13 protein-coding genes are annotated in these 15,717 nt (G+C 69.9%); 6 read left to right on the top strand and 7 right to left on the bottom strand.

The genetic code is table 11. The features are described 5' to 3' along the window. Positions 1 to 429 precede the first annotated feature (429 nt). Complete coding sequence (locus GA0070614_RS02880) at positions 430 to 903, top strand: molybdenum cofactor biosysynthesis protein (protein ID WP_088974512.1); 474 nt, start codon at positions 430 to 432, stop codon at positions 901 to 903. A 198-nt stretch (positions 904 to 1,101) separates the two neighbouring features. On the opposite strand, the gene GA0070614_RS02875 is transcribed toward GA0070614_RS02880, so the two are convergent. Next, positions 1,102 to 2,529 carry an alpha/beta hydrolase gene (locus GA0070614_RS02875; RefSeq protein ID WP_157744908.1) on the bottom strand — a complete coding sequence of 476 codons (1,428 nt, stop codon included), beginning with the start codon at positions 2,527 to 2,529 and terminating at the stop codon, positions 1,102 to 1,104. A gap of 441 nt (positions 2,530 to 2,970) precedes the next feature. On the opposite strand from GA0070614_RS02875, the gene GA0070614_RS30105 reads away from it, so the two are divergent. Beyond that, positions 2,971 to 3,135 carry a hypothetical protein gene (locus tag GA0070614_RS30105; protein WP_157744907.1) on the top strand — a complete coding sequence of 55 codons (165 nt, stop codon included), beginning with the start codon at positions 2,971 to 2,973 and terminating at the stop codon, positions 3,133 to 3,135. A gap of 366 nt (positions 3,136 to 3,501) precedes the next feature. On the opposite strand, the gene GA0070614_RS31615 is transcribed toward GA0070614_RS30105, so the two are convergent. Continuing rightward, the gene (locus GA0070614_RS31615) at positions 3,502 to 3,666 is read right to left on the bottom strand and encodes a hypothetical protein (protein ID WP_197701409.1); all 165 of its coding nucleotides are present in this window, start codon (positions 3,664 to 3,666) and stop codon (positions 3,502 to 3,504) included. 17 nt (positions 3,667 to 3,683) lie between these two features. Here GA0070614_RS31615 and GA0070614_RS02865 point away from each other — a divergent pair, with 17 nt between their 5' ends. From GA0070614_RS02865 to GA0070614_RS02850, 4 genes are all read left to right on the top strand, one after another. After that, positions 3,684 to 4,316 carry an ABC transporter ATP-binding protein gene (locus GA0070614_RS02865; RefSeq protein WP_231933497.1) on the top strand — a complete coding sequence of 211 codons (633 nt, stop codon included), beginning with the start codon at positions 3,684 to 3,686 and terminating at the stop codon, positions 4,314 to 4,316. 425 nt (positions 4,317 to 4,741) lie between these two features. Next, positions 4,742 to 5,695: a permease gene (locus GA0070614_RS02860; protein ID WP_088974510.1), complete on the top strand. Its 954-nt coding sequence runs from the start codon at positions 4,742 to 4,744 to the stop codon at positions 5,693 to 5,695. Positions 5,696 to 5,718: 23 nt separating this feature from the next. Continuing rightward, positions 5,719 to 6,414 carry a TIGR03943 family putative permease subunit gene (locus GA0070614_RS02855; RefSeq protein WP_408630756.1) on the top strand — a complete coding sequence of 232 codons (696 nt, stop codon included), beginning with the start codon at positions 5,719 to 5,721 and terminating at the stop codon, positions 6,412 to 6,414. After that, a complete protein-coding gene (locus GA0070614_RS02850) occupies positions 6,411 to 7,520 on the top strand; it encodes a TolB family protein (RefSeq protein ID WP_088974508.1) in 1,110 nt (369 codons plus the stop codon). Before GA0070614_RS02855 ends, GA0070614_RS02850 begins: the two co-directional genes overlap by 4 nt. Before the next feature lie 264 nt (positions 7,521 to 7,784). Here the strand turns inward: GA0070614_RS02850 and GA0070614_RS30935 are convergent, their stop codons facing one another. From GA0070614_RS30935 to GA0070614_RS02830, 5 genes are all read right to left on the bottom strand, one after another. Continuing rightward, positions 7,785 to 8,156, bottom strand: coding sequence for a site-specific integrase (locus GA0070614_RS30935; protein ID WP_231933647.1), 372 nt, complete (start codon positions 8,154 to 8,156; stop codon positions 7,785 to 7,787). Between the two features lie 63 nt (positions 8,157 to 8,219). Next, positions 8,220 to 8,510 carry a site-specific integrase gene (locus GA0070614_RS30930; RefSeq protein WP_231933496.1) on the bottom strand — a complete coding sequence of 97 codons (291 nt, stop codon included), beginning with the start codon at positions 8,508 to 8,510 and terminating at the stop codon, positions 8,220 to 8,222. Beyond that, positions 8,462 to 8,698: a hypothetical protein gene (locus GA0070614_RS30925; protein ID WP_231933495.1), complete on the bottom strand. Its 237-nt coding sequence runs from the start codon at positions 8,696 to 8,698 to the stop codon at positions 8,462 to 8,464. The genes GA0070614_RS30930 and GA0070614_RS30925 overlap by 49 nt, the downstream gene beginning before the upstream one ends. 374 nt (positions 8,699 to 9,072) lie before the next feature. Then, entirely contained in the window at positions 9,073 to 9,621 is a 549-nt protein-coding gene (locus tag GA0070614_RS31610; protein ID WP_157744906.1) for a helix-turn-helix domain-containing protein, read from the bottom strand. A gap of 800 nt (positions 9,622 to 10,421) precedes the next feature. Beyond that, positions 10,422 to 15,617, bottom strand: a complete 5,196-nt coding sequence (locus GA0070614_RS02830) for a sacsin N-terminal ATP-binding-like domain-containing protein (protein ID WP_088974505.1) — start codon at positions 15,615 to 15,617, stop codon at positions 10,422 to 10,424. Between the last annotated feature and the right edge of the window lie 100 nt (positions 15,618 to 15,717).

Raw genomic sequence — 15,717 nt, 5'->3', positions numbered from 1 at the left:
CGCGTCAACGCCGGAGGTGGCGTGCGCCCGGGCGCGGGCCCGGCTTCCGACGCGGGCCGCCCAGACGGCCACCCCGACGCCGGCCACGCCGGCCAACGCCGACGCAGCACGAGCGAGTCGGCCACATACGCCCGTTCGCTGGTGAAGTTGACCGTCGGGCCGGAGCGACCAGTGCCCGACGTCGCGGTCGAGCAGACGTCCGAACACCGCCGGGCTGTCGAAGCGCGCCAGGCCCACCAGTTCACCGAGCCGTCGCGGTCCACCAGCGCGGCAGTGTCGCCGTCCGCGAGCAACTAGTGGTCGGCGATCCCTGTGACGCTCACCGAGCCCCGTTACCCGACCGGCAGGCAAGCAGTCCCCGGCGTCATCGGCCTCCGCGGCTCGCCCAAGTCCGCCCGGCGGGCGGTGCCGGCTCCGTAGAATCCCGCTGTGCCGCGCATCGTCCAGCTGCTGGCCTCGCCGGTACACCGCTACGTGGGGCGGCCCGCCGACGGCCCGCTGCCCGCCCCGCCCGGCGAACTGGTGACCGAGGTACGACTCCGGGCCGAGCTGGGCATCGTCGGCGACCGGTACTTCGGCCGGCCGGCGCACCGCGCGGCGAGCGTGACCGTGATCGCGCAGGAGTCGCTGCCGCCCGGCGTCGACCTAGTGCAGGTCCGGCGCAACATCCTGACCACCGGCGTCGCGGTGGACGACCTGGTCGGGTCGGTGCTCATCCTGAACTCGGGGGACGGCCCAGTGCGGCTGCGGGTCAACCGGCCGGCCAACCCGTGCGCCTGGATGGACGTCACGATCGGGCCCGGCGCGTGGCGGGCGCTGCGCCGCCACGGCGGGGTGCGCTGCACGCCACTGAACGACGGCACCCTGCGCGTCGGCCCGGTGGACGTCGCGGTCGAGAGCTGACGACACCGTGACCGGCGGCGACCCACCGGGGTGCCCGCCGCCAACCCGGATCTCATCGTCACCGCCCTGTCGGCCGCCCCGGCCAGCCTGACCGAGGCGGACGCCGTCACACCGCGAGCCCGGGAGACGTGTACGCGCAGTCCGTGCCTCGGCGTCGGCCAAGTCGGCGCCGGCGGCGATACGGCGCATCCGGCTGACCTACCGGCCCGGGGGCAGTGGCACTCGGGGGCGCGGTCTCGACTCGATTCCCATGGGTTGCGGCGGCCCCGCCAAGGGGACGTAGAACGCTCCCGTCTGACCGGGAAGGCCTCCTGCGGTGAACCCCCTGAGCCACTCGACGGACAGTTGGTGCAGCCGGTCCCGCCGCCCCTCCCACATCAGCAGATGACCGGCGCAGGCGACCTTGTAGTACAGCTTCCGCGGCCCCGAGATGGCGTCGTAGAGGGCGCGTACTCTGAATTCTCCCTGGCCGCCGGTGTCTCCGGTGAAATTCGCCACGCCGTCGTCTTCTCCATCGATGACGCAGACGGGGGTGTCGTGGCCCAGGACGGGGGGCACCTCCGGCAGGAAGGACCGCCCGCCGTTTGCCGCGACCGCATCGTTCCAGCCCCACCACAACGGGAAGCCCCGGTGCCGGTACACGCCCTCCGGCGCCAACGCGCTCGACCATTTGGCGCCCTCGGGATCGTTCTCCCGCATCGCTCGCCAGATGTCGTCGACGACCGACGGGTCGCCGCCGCAATCCGACTTGAGCGCCAGCCCGGTGCCCGGAATCCATCGTCCGTCGACGATTACGGGATTCTTGGTCCCAATTCCCATGGGAGCTCCGAAGAAGGCCTCGGGCGTGGTCGGTGCCGGCACCGGCTTGAGCGGATACAGGGTTTCCGTGGCGATCTGCGGGTGCCGGCTTCGACCCTGGGGCGGGAAGATCGGAGCGAGCAGGAGGATTCCTTTAACCTTTCCGGGCTGGTGGATCGCGTACGGTCCGACCGCAAAGGCTCCGGCCGAGTATCCGACGAGGATCACCCGTTTCTGCTGGAGCTGGTTGGGCTTCGCCGTCTGAAACCGGACGTGCTCGACGACGGTGTGCAGTTCCTGCCAGTCGGAATGCGAGTTGCCAAGTGGCCCGGCATAGCTCGGCGGGCAGTTCACCCCCAGCACCGGTTGCTGGCCCCGCAGGACATTGCACTTGTCGTTCATCACGTCGGGACGCGACGACAGGCCCATCCCCTGGAAGTCCATGACCCACACGTCGAAACCGGCCTCCGCCAGCACCCGCGCCCAACTGTAGGGCGGGCCCGGCTTGTCGCTCTGCAGGTCGAACGACACGAGCGCTGGACTGGTCCGGCCGGCCACCATGACCACCTGCTCACGGTCGGGCGGGGGTACCGGTCCGGGAGCCAGGAACCGCCGCACGTGCAGGAATGCGGGCTGCCCCTGGTTGGCCCAGAGATTCGACGTGATCGGTAACGTCTGGTTCTCGACCAGGAGCGGGTTCGCCGTCGCCCGGTCGCGGCCGAGGAACACACCGGCCAGCGCCGCGGCGCCCACGGCGCCAACGCCGGTCCCAGCGATGCCGGTGAGCACCTGACGTCGAGTGAGGCGCCGCCTCTCTCCCCGCTCCATGTCGATCCCCTCACCCCCGTGCTCTCCGACCCCCGGCGCCATGCATCGGAGAGCGGCCCATAAGCCGAGTATGGTAAATCTCGAACCGGATGAGACCAGAAAGGCACGAAGGTGTCGACATCGGCACCTGATCCGCGCAGTGACCTCACCGCCGAGCCGGCCCGCGTTGACGCCCGCCCGCACCGGGCTGGCCGCACCTGCGATACCGAGGTCGCCGCTGCTCTGGCGGCGACGCCCGCCGGTGGCCTGCTCGTACCCGACGGCTTGGTGCGGCGGCGATCCACGCGGGCAGTGCGTCGAGGAACCGGTCCAGCGTCTGGATCAGCGGGCGGTACGGAGCCGCCGGTCGTCGCTGGAGCCCGGCGGCCCGCGTCCCGGCGTCGAGAGGGACGCCAGGATCAGCCGGCGCGGCTAGCTGCCGAGGTGCGACAGGTGAGGTTGATGAGCGAGGCTGTCCGAGCCCGCCGGCTGGTGCTGGCGCTGGAGATGGTGCTGGTCGTGGTGGCCGGTCTGGGATTCGCTCTGGACTCCGACATCTCTTTGCATTTGTCGGATCTCGCTGAAAACTTCAGCGCTTGGCACCCTGAGCAGGGGACTGAAATGTAGCCAGTCCACCGGTTCTCTCGCTTTATACCGCCGAGCCTTTCAGTACCCACATACTGCGGCACCTGGTCAAGGGCTGGCAACCACCTGGGATCGGTCGGCCGTCGAGCGTCCAGCACGGCGGGGCGGGACTCACCGACCCTGCGCTACACCCATGCAACGGCAGCGCCTAACTCGAGAACTGACCGAGACCAGACGCGCGGTAGCTCCCGCGTCGCGCAGCGGCGTGGGATGGGTCTTGGTTGAAGCGGTGGGCGGCCGCGCGCAGGCCGCGTCGCCGACGCGGACCGAGAAAGTCTTGGAAAAGCCGGTTCACGTTCGACCCCTCGGAGCCTTCTATGTCTCAGAGGGTGTTGGGTAACCCGGTGGCTACTTCTGGTTGAGTTCGTCGTTGAGGCGTCGGGCTGCTTCGGTTTCGATGGGGCCTTGCGGTTCGATGTCCTCGCCGGCGAGGCGGGCGGCCATCAATCGGATCATGGCGACTTTGATCATCGCTTCGGCGTGCGCGGTTTTGCGTTCGTAGTCGCGGGCCAATCGTCTGCACCCGTCAGGTGGCCGTCCTCACCCAGGACACGCCGCCGGATCTCGAGCACACGGTCATCGACCTGGTCGCGCTGGGTCGCGTACCGCACCAGTCCGCCCTCGCCGGGGTCACCGCCGACGATTACCGGGTCGTGGCCGACGCGATACGGCGCTGCTCACTGGCCGACCTCGCCGGACGGCGGATGGCCACACTCTCCGGCGGCGAGCGCCAACGCGCCCACCTCGCCCGAGCCCTGGCCCAACAACCCCGGCTACTGCTGCTCGACGAACCGACCAACCACCTGGACCTCGCCCACCAACTGGCGGTCCTCGACCTGGTCTGCGGCCTCGGGATCACCGTCGTCGCCGCCCTGCACGACATCGAACTCGCCGCCGCCTACTGCGACCGCCTCGCCGTCCTGCACCGGGGCGAGGTTGCCGCCGCCGGCCCTCCGGGAGAGGTCCTCACCGACCGGCTCCTGCACGACGTGTATGGCGTCGCGGCTGAGGTGAGCACCGACGAGACCGGCCGGCTGCGCCTGCGACTGCCCGAGCCGGCGCACCACCGAGACCGGCGCCTCACGCAGGAGTCACCCTCGACCTGCCCGGGCACCGAAGGACAGGGCCTGCCCCGAAACGCGCCTCGGTCAGCCGCCCCGTGACGGCACCGCTATTCGTACGGGTCCTCGGGGGCGGTCACCTGTTGCCAGTATTCGATCTCGATGTAGGGGACTGTGAAATAGGGCCGCCTCGGGAGACGGCCGGGTGCCTCTTCCTACTCGCTGGCTGGCACCCGGCGGGGCCGGGCGGAGCTATGCGGCGGTCGCCGATACGCGGTCGCCGCCGAGCACCACGTCATCCCGTACGGCGTCTGCCCACGCGCGCGAGGGGATGGCCTTGGCCCGGTCCGGCCGCTACGTTGTACCGCGACCACAGCGACGCCCCGGAATGGAGTAGCTGCGTGCCACTAACCGATGGCGTGAAGACCCGGCGTTCCGCGTCGACGGATGTCGACTGGTCGACCGCCCCGCCGAAGCGGAAGGCCGTGACACCACCGCCGCCCGAGCGGCCGTCTCGGTGGTCCAACATGCGCGCCAAGGTCGGATCCGTGGAAATCCTTGCCGCCCTGCTCGTGTTGCTGGCGCTGTTCGCCGGGCCCCTCGGCTCCTGGTTGTCGGAAGCGGTGCTGCAGACCTGGACCACGGTCTTCGTCTCGGTCATGGTTCAGGCCGTGCCGTTCCTCGTCTTCGGCGTCGTCCTGTCCGCGGTGATCGCCGTATATGTGCCGCGGTCGTTCTGGGCCAAGGCACTTCCCCAGCACCCCGCCCTAGCGGTCCCCGCCGCCGGTATCGCGGGCGTGGTGCTGCCCGGCTGCGAGTGCGGTAGCGTGCCCATCGCAGGGTCGCTGATCCGGCGCGGCGTGACGCCCGCCGCCGCCTTGGCGTTCCTGCTGGCCGCCCCGGCGATCAACCCGATCGTCCTCACCGCGACGGTCGTCGCCTTCCCCGGCACCCCCGAGATGGCGGTGGCCCGGTTCGTGGCCAGCCTGGTCGTCGCCGTCGCGATGGGGTGGCTCTGGCTACGCCTCGGCAAGGCGGAGTGGATCCGGCTGCCGCGCCGCCCGGATCTCGACGACCAGTCGCGGTCGCGGGCGTTCTGGGCGGCCTGCCGGCACGATGTCATGCACGCTGGCGGCTTCCTCGTCGTGGGCGCCGCCGCAGCCGCCACCATCAACGTCGTCGTGCCTGAAGCATGGCTGCAGACGCTCGCCGACAACGCGGTCCTGTCCGTCATCGCGCTCGCCGTGCTAGCCGTTCTGCTGTCCATCTGCAGCGAGGCTGATGCGTTTGTCGCGGCCTCTCTGAGCCAGTTCTCTCTGACCTCGCGCCTGGTCTTCCTCGTCGTCGGGCCGATGGTCGACCTCAAGCTGATATCCATGCAGGCTGGCGTGTTCGGCCGCCGCTTCGTCGTCCGATTCGCCCCCGCCACCTTCGTGGCTGCCGTCGGCGTCGGCGTCGGCGTCGGGGCGGTGCTGCTGTGAACCGCCGAGCGCAAGCCGTGATCATGCTGCTCTTCGGCGGCACGATCGTCAAAGTCAGCCTTACCGGCGTCTACCTCCGCTACGTCAAGGAGGGCCTGCGGCCCTTCCTCGTCGTGGCCGGCCTCATACTCGTCGCGGCCGCAGTCATGACACTGTGGCACGAATGGCGGAAGCCGTCCGCCAGCAAACAGCACGACCACGGGCACGACGACGGACACGGGCACGCCCACGAGCCTTGGGTCGGCTGGCTGATGATGCTGCCCGCGCTCGCATTGCTGCTCATGGCTCCGCCCGCGCTCGGCTCCTACGCCGCAGGGCAGGCCGGCACCATCTCGGCCTCCGAAATCTCGGACGCTCCACCCCTCCCACCAGGCGATGTGGTTCCGCTGAGCCTGCTGGAGTACGCCTCGCGTTCGCTGTACGACGGTGGCAAGAGCCTCGCCGGCCGCAAGGTCCGGCTCGTCGGATTCATCACGCCGGGCGCCGACGGCAAGCCCATGCTCGCCCGCATAATCATGTCGTGCTGCGCCGCCGATGGCCGACCCATCAAAGTCGGCCTGGCGGGCGACGTCCCCTCCGCCGCGCCGGACACCTGGGTCGAGGTAGTCGGCAGGTACACGGCCACGACCAGTAAGGATCCGGTCAACGACGCGGACATCCCTTACCTCGAGGTGGCCTCCTGGACGCAGACCGCCACACCGGAGAAGCCGTACCAATGAGCCTCGCCACGAAGCAGCGCCCCGCCAAGAAAGCGGCCGCCCGACCAACGGCCCCTCGGCGCGCCGGCATCGCGGCCGTCACCATCGCTGTGGCCGCCAGCGCCTACCTGTTGGTGCGTCCGATCCCGGACCCGCCGCCGCCACCGCCCGACCGCAGCGCGGCGGCCGTCTGGCCGAGGGCTGAGCGCGCCGACATCCCGGGCAACCTCAGCGACGGGCCACTGTTCAACCCGCGGTACTTTCTCGATGCCCGCACCGCCGTCGGCACCGCGGCGTCGCCGGACGGGGAGACGCAGCGGCTGGTCCTCCGCAACGCCGACGGCACCGTTCGGGAACTGCGGCGCCGCCCGCAAGACAGCAACCCCGACTTCAGCAACGTCACATCCGACGGCGCTACGCTGGTGTGGACCGAGCAGACCGCCGGGCGCCCAATAGAACTATGGGCCGCCGATGTCCGCGGCGGACCGGCTCGACGGCTGACCGCGGACACTGGCAACGCACTGTTCTTCGGCAGCCAGTACGACGTCCTAGTCCGCGATGGCCGCGCGTTCTGGGCGGCCGGCCGCGGCACCAACACTGAGATCCGCAACGTCGACCTCAGAGGTGGCCCGGTCACGAAACGCACCCAGCCCGGCAAGTGGGGGCTGACCGCCTGGCCGTGGATCCGCTCCGGAGGCCTCGACACCGCCACCGCGAAACTCAAGGACCTCTCCACCAACCGGGAGATCACGGTGGCGACGAACGGCTCCGAGCTGGCAACCTGCAGTCCGGAGTGGTGTCGCGTCGAAGTGATGTCCGCTGCGGGCCAGGTCCGCATCGATATGATGAGGCCCGACGGCACGCAACGTCAGCAGATCGGCGGCCCGACGGCGTTGGCAGCGGTTGCGGACGCGGCGCTGCTGAACCGCTTCGTGGTACTAAGCGAGACCGGCGCGGGCGCTGACCCCACCGCCGCCGGTCTGCTGGTATACGACCTGACCACCAAGCGGGCCGTCGAGATCACCAGCGCGGCATCGGCGACCTTCGCCCGCGGCCGGGTCCTGTGGTGGTCGACCGGCGACCCAGACGCACCAACCTGGCACACCCTCGATTTGCGTACGGTCTGACGCCCGTATTCGGCATCCATCTCGACGGCGGCGGGCCGCCGGGTCCGATTACCCTTATGCCGAACCAGGTCCTGGCCTACGGATCAGAAGGTTAGGGGTTCGAGTCCCTTCGGGCGTACATGATCAAGAGGGGTCCGGCCTGTGGGAACGCGGTCCAGGCCCTGTTCGCCTGCTGCGGACGGTGAGTGTCACGTGGGTGCGATGTGGGTGCCGCCGTGTGTGCCGGCTTCCCACGGTGCATCGGCTTTGTGACCTGCGCCTTCGTCACCTTTCCGGCAGTGGCGGTGGTGGGGACACCTGTTTTCGGCCGCGGGTTGGGTCGGCTCCTCCGGGCCTTGTCCTTGGTCTTTCTGCGGGTGCGGCGGGCCGCGGCCAGGACGAGGTGGGCGGTGGCGTCGGCGCAGCGGCGTTGTGCTTCGGGCGGGACGCTGGTGTAGGTGTCGGCGGTGGTGACGATGCTGGCGTGCCCGAGCAGGTCCCGCACCGCTTGAGATCGGCTCCGGCTTCGTGGGCGAGGGACGCGACGCTGTGGCGTAGGTCGTGCAACCGCACCGGGGGCAGCCCGGCCGGCTGCACGAGTTTCCGGAAACGGGTGGTGGCGTAGTTCGGGTTGATCGGCAGCCCGTCGGCGCGCACGAACACGTATCCGGTGTCGGTCCACGGCTTGCCGTCTTCGACGGCCTGGGCGCGCTGGTCGAGCTACCGGCGGCGGTGCGCCCGCAGCACCTGCACGGTGCGCTTGTTCAAGGCGACGGCGCGTCGGCCGGCGGGGGTCTTGGGGTCGCCTTCGACGATGGTGTAGCTGGCGGTGGTGCGGTTGCGCTCGGCGGTGAGTACGCCGCGGTCGAGGTCGATGTCGGCCCACCGCAGTCCGCACATCTCCCCGCAGGGCAGGCCGCGCAGGGCGGTGAGCCACCAGAAGGCTAACAGCGAATCATCGGTCACGTCGCCGAGGAAGGTGGCGAGCTGCTCGGCGGTCCACTCCGCCACCGCCGGCCGCCACCGTCGTGCTCCCACTGATCGACGCAGGTCTCGGTCCACACCTTGGCGTGGGGTTGCTGGTAGCCGTTGACCTCGATGTGGCGGGCCGGGGTGCAGTCGAGCAGGCCTTCGCGGACGGCGTGGTCGAGCGCGGCGCGCAGGGTGGTGCGCAGGTGCTGCATCGCCGCCGCCTCCATCGGCTGGCCGGTACCCCGCTGCCGCGTGTGTCGGCTCTGTCTGTGGCGGCGCGGGGGAGTGGGAACGACCGGCGACATGACATCGCACGGGCAGCAGTCAGCGGCCTATCGCGGCGCAGTCGGATTGCGCTCGCCCTCGTGACGGTCCAGGCGCTGGGCGTCCTGGTCGGTAATCCGCTCCTGCGCTGCACGGAGGTCCTCGTCCGGCTGCTCCTGGCCTACAGGCTGTCCGTCCGTTACCTGCGCCCGGTGCAGGCCGGCGGCCCGCGTTGCCCGTACTGCTCGTGGACGCCGTACGCACCGTTCCTGTCTGCCTCCACCCGTGCCTACCGATGCCCATCTTCCCTGTCCGGGATCGGCGGTCTCCGAGTCCCTTACGGCCGAGGGGGAGCGAGGCGTTCTGAGCGGCAGGGTCCGCAGTTGGACGCGGGATTGCCCCGGTGTTGTGGACACTGGCCAGCTTTGGTGGTGACGGGCAGTGCGGCGCCGCGTTGTGGTGTGCCGTGGGGTTGGGCTGCGGGTCGGTTGGTGGGAAGTATGCGCCGCCAGTTGCGTGCGGCGGTGCGGCCGGTGGTCTTCGTGTGGTCTTCTGCTTCGGGTGACAGGTCATGGGTGTCACCCCTGGGCCGCGTAGGTGTCACCCCTGGCTGCTGGTTGTCACCCCCTGCGGTGGTGGGGTGCCGGGTGATCAGGCGGTAGACGCGGGTGGCGATGGTGGCGACCTGGCGTACGGCGAGGCGGCCCAAATGTACGAGCTTGGCGAGGGCTCGTTGCACGGTACGGACGGAGACACCGGCGTACTCGGCGATGGTGGCGACCGACGGCCACGCGTCTCCCTCGCGGTTGGCATGCGCGGCGACGGCGACCAGGACCAGCCGTTCGGTGGCCCGTAGGTCCTTCGAGGCGAGAAGTGCCGCCTTCACGGCGGCGCCACCGCCCGCGGGGGCGAGTACTGACGTGGGCACGAGCGTGAACTCCGATCCTTGATCCCATGGCTGGCACCCGCACGCACACTCCGCGCCTATGCGATGCAGCCGTCGTGTCGAGCAGGTGCAGACGATCCACGCTCATCACTGACCGAAGGTCAAGTCGCGCACGCTGGGAGTCCTCGCCGAGCTCCGCCGTGCGGTGAGGCTGATCGACGCCTGTGCCTGCTGGCCTCGGGCATCGCCCCGCGGCGGCAACAACCGTGTGACGGCTTGCCGCAACGGCTGAAGTCCGTTGCTCGGGCGTGGCGTCGTGGGCCTGATGCGGTCACCGACCGCTGAGTCGAACACTGTGAGGTGCTCGTCGTCCTGGTCCGGTGTGGGTCTCGGGTCGTACCTCCGCCCGCGCGGGTCGGTCGTGCCGTCGTCAAAGGAGCCGGTGGTCGCGCGGTGGGCGGCGGTCAGCCGCGTCGGGATGGCGAGACCCGCGATCACCCGGCTTTCGTTAAGGCAGACGGCGGCGCGCGCGGTCAACGCAACGCCAGCGGTTGGCTGCCTGGTGCCGTATAGGGCGAGATACCTGCCGGCCTTCGACCTCGACCGGGGTTTCATTGAGTAGTGGGGCTCGCGGATCCGTGGCGCCGAAGCCGGACGGGTACCACGGCGGGCCGTGCCACCGGTCAGCAGGCGGATCAGCTCCCGCCGTCCGTGGCGCGCCGCTCGCCGAGCTACTGGCCCGGGTGAACAAGCCGTGCGAGTGCACAGACGGCTTCGCCCCGCCGCCTATGGTTAGGGTGTCATCCAGCAGTGAGCTGAAACTGCAAACGCATGCTGCGGCCGGCCACTCTGTAGTACTCGAAGCCGCCCATCGCCAGGGGATTCGGCAGAACGTGCAGGCGACGCCGAGCTGGGTCAAGAGCGTGGGTGACGAAGGCGATTAGATATTCCTCGTCTGCGGTGAGGGCTTGCGCCCGGCGAACCTCCGACTCGCCTAGGGCGATCTGGGGCACGGCGTCCGTTGTCGCCTTGACCTCGATGAGCAGGCGCTTGTCTTGTGTGGTGACCAGGAAGTCGTAGCCAAGGCGGTCGTCGCCGTCGTCGGGGAAGCATGTTCGGCGGTAGGCAGATCGCCAGGTGGTCTCGGGTGGGTAGCCGAATTGGTGCTGGATCCACTCGGCGACCAGCAGTTCGCCGGCGAGGCCAACCCTCTCGATAACCTCCGGCGGCGCCGTGATGGCTCGCCATCCTCCTCCGCCCCCGGTTCCGCCGGGCGTGGGGTGATTGCGCAGCGCTCCCGAGAGCGTCACGGGCTGGGGTGGCGTTGCCAGGACCTCGGCTGGCACGTCCGCGCGGACGGCGTCGATGAAGGCTTGCGTCTCCTGCGGCTCGTGCCCAAACTTCTTTGTGCCATACGTGGTGGTTACTGACTCGCGGTGCCGCCGATCTGTCGCCCGCGTTAGGCGTTCCCGGGCGCGCTCCATGTCTTGCGGGGAGAGTCCCAGCTGCGCGGGCGCAAGAGCCCGCGGCATCGATTCGGGCCACTGGCGGTGGGCGTGCAACCAGGCGATCACGTCGGACTGGGTGAGCCGGTTGAAGTCCATGCTGCCGTCAGCGGTCATAGCTGCGGCGACAGCGTCCGGTTGGCCGGGGCGGCGGATGCTGGTGCCGGTGGAGCGATGTAGCCACGCCTCCACTGCAACTCGGGCGGCCGTCGTGGCGCGTACGGCGGTACGGTGGCCGCTTTCTCTCAGATCTTTCACCGGGGGCAGCGGTGCAGCCGATGCTGGCGTAGCCGGCGAGGCCGCCGGGCAGACCGCATCAAGCCAATCCTCGACCCGCTCGTTGAGCACCGGCTCGGGAAGATCCCAGTAGCGGTCCAGCCAGTCGGGGTCGGGGGCGAGGCCAGGCAGGTCGCGCAGTCGCAGGTAGTCGGCCAGCGGCTCGCCGCGCCTTGCGACGGCGACGAACCGGTCACGGAGGCGGTCCTGGATCTCTGCTCCGTGCTGTTGGAGGTGGGCCGCGAACTGCCGGGCGTGTCCCTCGCGGTGGTGCAGCGGCGGCAGGCCAAGCTTGCGGAAGCTGGCGTTCGCCACCGCCAGGGAGATGCCCAGCCGTTCGATCGCGGCACGCAGGTCGTCCCGGTCGGCGAGGGCGAGGACGGTTCCGGCGTCCACCCCGGTGGCGTGCAGCCGGTCGGCTAGCCAGGCGCGCAGTTCGTCGCGCCCGTCAAAGGGCTCCTTGCGGTCGCGCAGTTCCTCCGCCGTGGCGGTGTCGAGGACCGCGATGACGGCGACAAGCGCAGAGTAGTCGGAGAGGTGAGCGGTGCCGTCGAGGGCTGCAGCTTGCAGGTCCCGGACCGGTACGCGTAGGGCGTACGCAACGTCCGCAGCCGTAGGTACGCCGCAGCAGCAGCGCTCGAGGTCGATGAGAGCCAATTCCAGCGACCGCTCCACCTGAGGAAAACCGGCCAGCTCGGCTAGGGAGCCGCAGGCCGCCCTCAGCACCGTCCAGCGATCGGTGTCGGCGGCCGCGACGACGATTCGGGGCTTGCCGCCGGCGTCCATGAGGAACGACCGCGGGCCAGCCCCGAGGCCGATGGGGTGGCCGCCGACGCTGGCGACAACCGACTCAGCCACCGCGATCTCGCACTGGCCGAGGCGTCGGTCTGCGTGCGCGAGATGCTTGTCGCTGACCGTCACGAACGAGCTCTGCTGGAATTCCACGGCCCCGAGGACCAGGGTGCGCAGCCAGCGCCCTGCGATGTCGTCGAGGCGCCGGTAAGCGAGGTCCCCAGCAGGCAGGCCATCCGCGGTGACCTCGACGGCCACTGCGGAGGTGGGAATCAACCGCTTCGGGCCGGACTGTTGCAGCAGCCCTCGGACGTGAGTGGCGAGTCGGTGGGCCCGGATCGCGAGCATCGCCACGGGTGTCTGGCTGAGCAGCCGTTCCTTGGCGACTCCGGATTCGTCGCAAACGTACACCGGTTCGCCTTCGCGGTCGAGGTCGGTTACCTCCATCTGGCCTTGGCGGGTGATCACGACGCGCGCCGGGGGATCGGGATGATCGCCGAATTGCCGCCAGGCCTCTTCGTACGCTTTGCGCACACCCGGCGGGACTGTGCCTCGGGTTTCCGATCGATGCCGCGCCACCAGCTCGGTCAGTTCCTCGAGGCGGCTGGGTGCGCTGGCTGGGTCGTCCCAGAAGCGGACGCCGACCCGGGCCAGCCGGGCCAGCACTCTCGGCGTCGCCAGGCCGCGCAGGGCCAGCGGCGGGGCGGGGAGGTAGTCAGGGGTCTCCGCCTCGCGCAGCCACCAGGCATGGTCAGGTGCCGCGAACGACACTCGCGAGCGCTGCCCGGGCGCGGTCTGTGGGATCCACTCGGCGGTGGCTAGGAATGCCGCCACGAAGGTCGGCCAGGCCGGCCGCGTGTAGTCGGTCTCGCGGTTGAAGTGCATCTCTAGCGCAGAGTCTGGCCAGGAATCCAGGCCTATCAGGATCAACTCGGCGTAGAGGCGGCGCGACTCGGCGTCGAATCCCGACCAGTCCCGCTGCGCGGGTAGGACCGCCACGTTAGTGGTCGGACGGTACCGGACCTGCTGGTGAAGGGGACCGTGTCGAGGCCAGGTCGCGGCCACCTCGCGCCAACGCCGCTGGTCGTAGCTGGACACCGGGATCGACAGATCCCCCACTGTTGAGGGGGCGGCAACCTGCGAGCCTGGCAGCGCGAACCTGGTAGCGGGGATCTCCAGCGGCACGAGCCCGTGGCGGACGCCTGCTGCCTCTAGGAAGGCCCGCCATGGCTCCGGGTCGATGTCGCCCAGGTGCGCGGGTTCGACCGTGGCGGCTCCGATTCGGCGTAGGTCGGCCGAGGATTGCGCAGCTGCGGCGACCAGCCGTGCGAGCCGGAGGTCGGTCTCGGCCGTGGCGCCTCCCCATCCCGCGCCGAAGGTCGCCGTACTCGCCGGCTGCCATCCCGACGCGGCCGGGACCAGGAGGTCGGCGTCGCGAACAGCCTCGGGCCCCACGTCCCGGACCGTGCGCCGCCAGACATCGAACGCGAAGCGCAGGCACTGCTGCAGCACCTCGTCATCGCCTGGACCGATCCCGTGCATCGCCGAACCGACCAGGCCGAGCACCGTGTCCGTCCGGTAGTCCCGGACCAGGTTCTGAGCGTCCAACCAGGCCCGTCCCGGGCGCTTACGTCGTTCCGCTGTGAGCCACGGGATGCCGGGCAGCATGAACACCAGCCGGGACCGCACCACCGAAGGCGGCGCAGCCGCCGGTAACTCGTCATCGCCGGCCGGTCGAACGAATACGCTCCGCCCGTCCCCGGGAGCCACGAGCTTGCCCCGGTCGTCAACGAGGATGCGGCGCCCCTGCAGGACCGTTCCGTCGAACCGCTCGGCCGCGAGGTCGTCGTAGAACCCGGCCCAGACCTCGGCTGCTGCTGGCATGGCTGCAAGCGCTTCTGCGACGGCCTCGGCGAACGTCGCGACCTCCGGCGGGCTCGGCGGCAAACGCAGGCCGAGATCCCTGGCGAGCGCCGACATGCGGCCTTCCCGCAGCGGGTCCAGCGCGGTATCGACGATCGACGCACCCCCAGCGGCGACCACCGCCTCGGCGGTGAACACCGTGCCTTGGCCCCGCCATAGCTTCGCCGTGGCGAGACTCACCCGGTGGCGACCCGGGCCCAGGATGGGCGCCAGTGGCAGATCGGCGAGCTCGATGCCGATCTCGGCGAGGGCATTCCGCAGCCGGGCCAGTTCGGGCCGCGCCCAGCAGGCCAGATCGAGTACGATGCCGTCGGGCAGACCGAACGCGCCAGCGGCGGCACGGGCACAGAGCCGGGCTACCTCCGTCAAGAGCAGGTCGTTTAGGGGTATGGACGGAGACAGACTTCGCCGGTCCAGCTGTGCGAAGAACGGCGCGTTCACGAAGGCTGCCATGGGTGCCCGCGCATCCTCGCCCATCGGCAGGAAGGTGTAGAGCCGCCCATGCTTCAGCGGTCGGTCGAGCGGAACTGCTACGCACACCTCGCCGTCGCCGGTCCACCGCTCCCAGCCGGAGCTCAGCCCGCCCTCGTTGCGGCTCTGCTCGATGACCCGAATCATCTCGGCCTCGGCGACCGTTCGGCGCATCAGCAGGTAGGCGCTGCCATCCTGGAGGCGCACCTCCTCCGCCGGACCCGCAACCGGGCGAGTCGAGCGGGTGAGGACATGCACGTTCTCGTCGCCGTCGACGGCGCGCACCTTCACCGTGATCCGCGCGACCCGCTCCAGAAAGAGGTGGAACGGGACAGCCGCCGAGCATAGCTCCGCCATTTGCTCCCTGGCGTGCCGTAGCGCCGCAGGGGAGCGCAGCACCAAACGGATCACGGTTGCGAACCCGTCGCGCTCGAACCTGGCGACCCGCTCCGGAACCTCGTCCACCGGCACGGTGACCTTCAGTGGGGACACATTGGCGCGCAACAAGCCAGCAAGGTCGGTACGGTGTGCCGCGACCCGGGCCGCGACGGCGTCGAAGTCTGCAGGGCGGGCGAAGCGAAAGCAGAAGCCGTCAAACGTGGGCGAGTCCTGCGCTGCCCGGCTGTAGACCTCGGGGCTCTCTGACAGCTGCAACACGCTCTTGAAGCCAACGCCCTTGTTACCGATGCCCTGATCGGGCCGCTTGCTGCTCATCGCGATCCGGCACATCGAGTCGAAATCGTCCGGGATCACCTGCCGCCCGCCATTAGCGACGTAGAGAGTCCCGTGCTCCTGCTCGTCCTCGGCAAGGACGATCTCGATCAGGCCATCACGACGGTCCGCAGGATGCGCGTCGTGGCCGTTCTGCAGCAGCTCGACGACCGTTCGTCCGTCGTAGTCAGCCGCGATGACGCCCTGAATGAACTCCTTCTGCTCCCGCGTCGCCGGCTGCCCGAGCCGCTCGCCCTCGAGGTAGAGCGAAGCGATGCTATCCGCCTGCCGCAGGACCAGGTCCCGGAAGCTATTCACCGGCACAGCGTGCCACAAACATCATTCGTCTCGCCGACCTGACCATAGCCTCCTGCCACCACATTGGCGTCACCCGCCGCGAGAGAAGCACTCGTAAAGG

The organism is Micromonospora coxensis (assembly GCF_900090295.1).
Lineage (GTDB): Bacteria > Actinomycetota > Actinomycetes > Mycobacteriales > Micromonosporaceae > Micromonospora > Micromonospora coxensis.
The sequence above is the reverse complement of the archived record's forward strand: the minus strand, read 5'-3'. Positions and strand labels throughout refer to the sequence as shown.

Bases quoted from the DNA above. Each gene is read 5' to 3' on its own strand.
- GA0070614_RS02875 (WP_157744908.1), bottom strand. From the start codon at position 2,529: ATGGAGCGGGGAGAGAGGCGGCGCCTCACTCGACGTCAGGTGCTCACC.
- GA0070614_RS30105 (WP_157744907.1), top strand. From the start codon at position 2,971: ATGAGCGAGGCTGTCCGAGCCCGCCGGCTGGTGCTGGCGCTGGAGATG.
- GA0070614_RS02860 (WP_088974510.1), top strand. From the start codon at position 4,742: ATGCGCGCCAAGGTCGGATCCGTGGAAATCCTTGCCGCCCTGCTCGTG.
- GA0070614_RS02855 (WP_408630756.1), top strand. From the start codon at position 5,719: ATGCTGCTCTTCGGCGGCACGATCGTCAAAGTCAGCCTTACCGGCGTC.
- GA0070614_RS02850 (WP_088974508.1), top strand. From the start codon at position 6,411: ATGAGCCTCGCCACGAAGCAGCGCCCCGCCAAGAAAGCGGCCGCCCGA.
- GA0070614_RS30925 (WP_231933495.1), bottom strand. From the start codon at position 8,698: ATGGAGGCGGCGGCGATGCAGCACCTGCGCACCACCCTGCGCGCCGCG.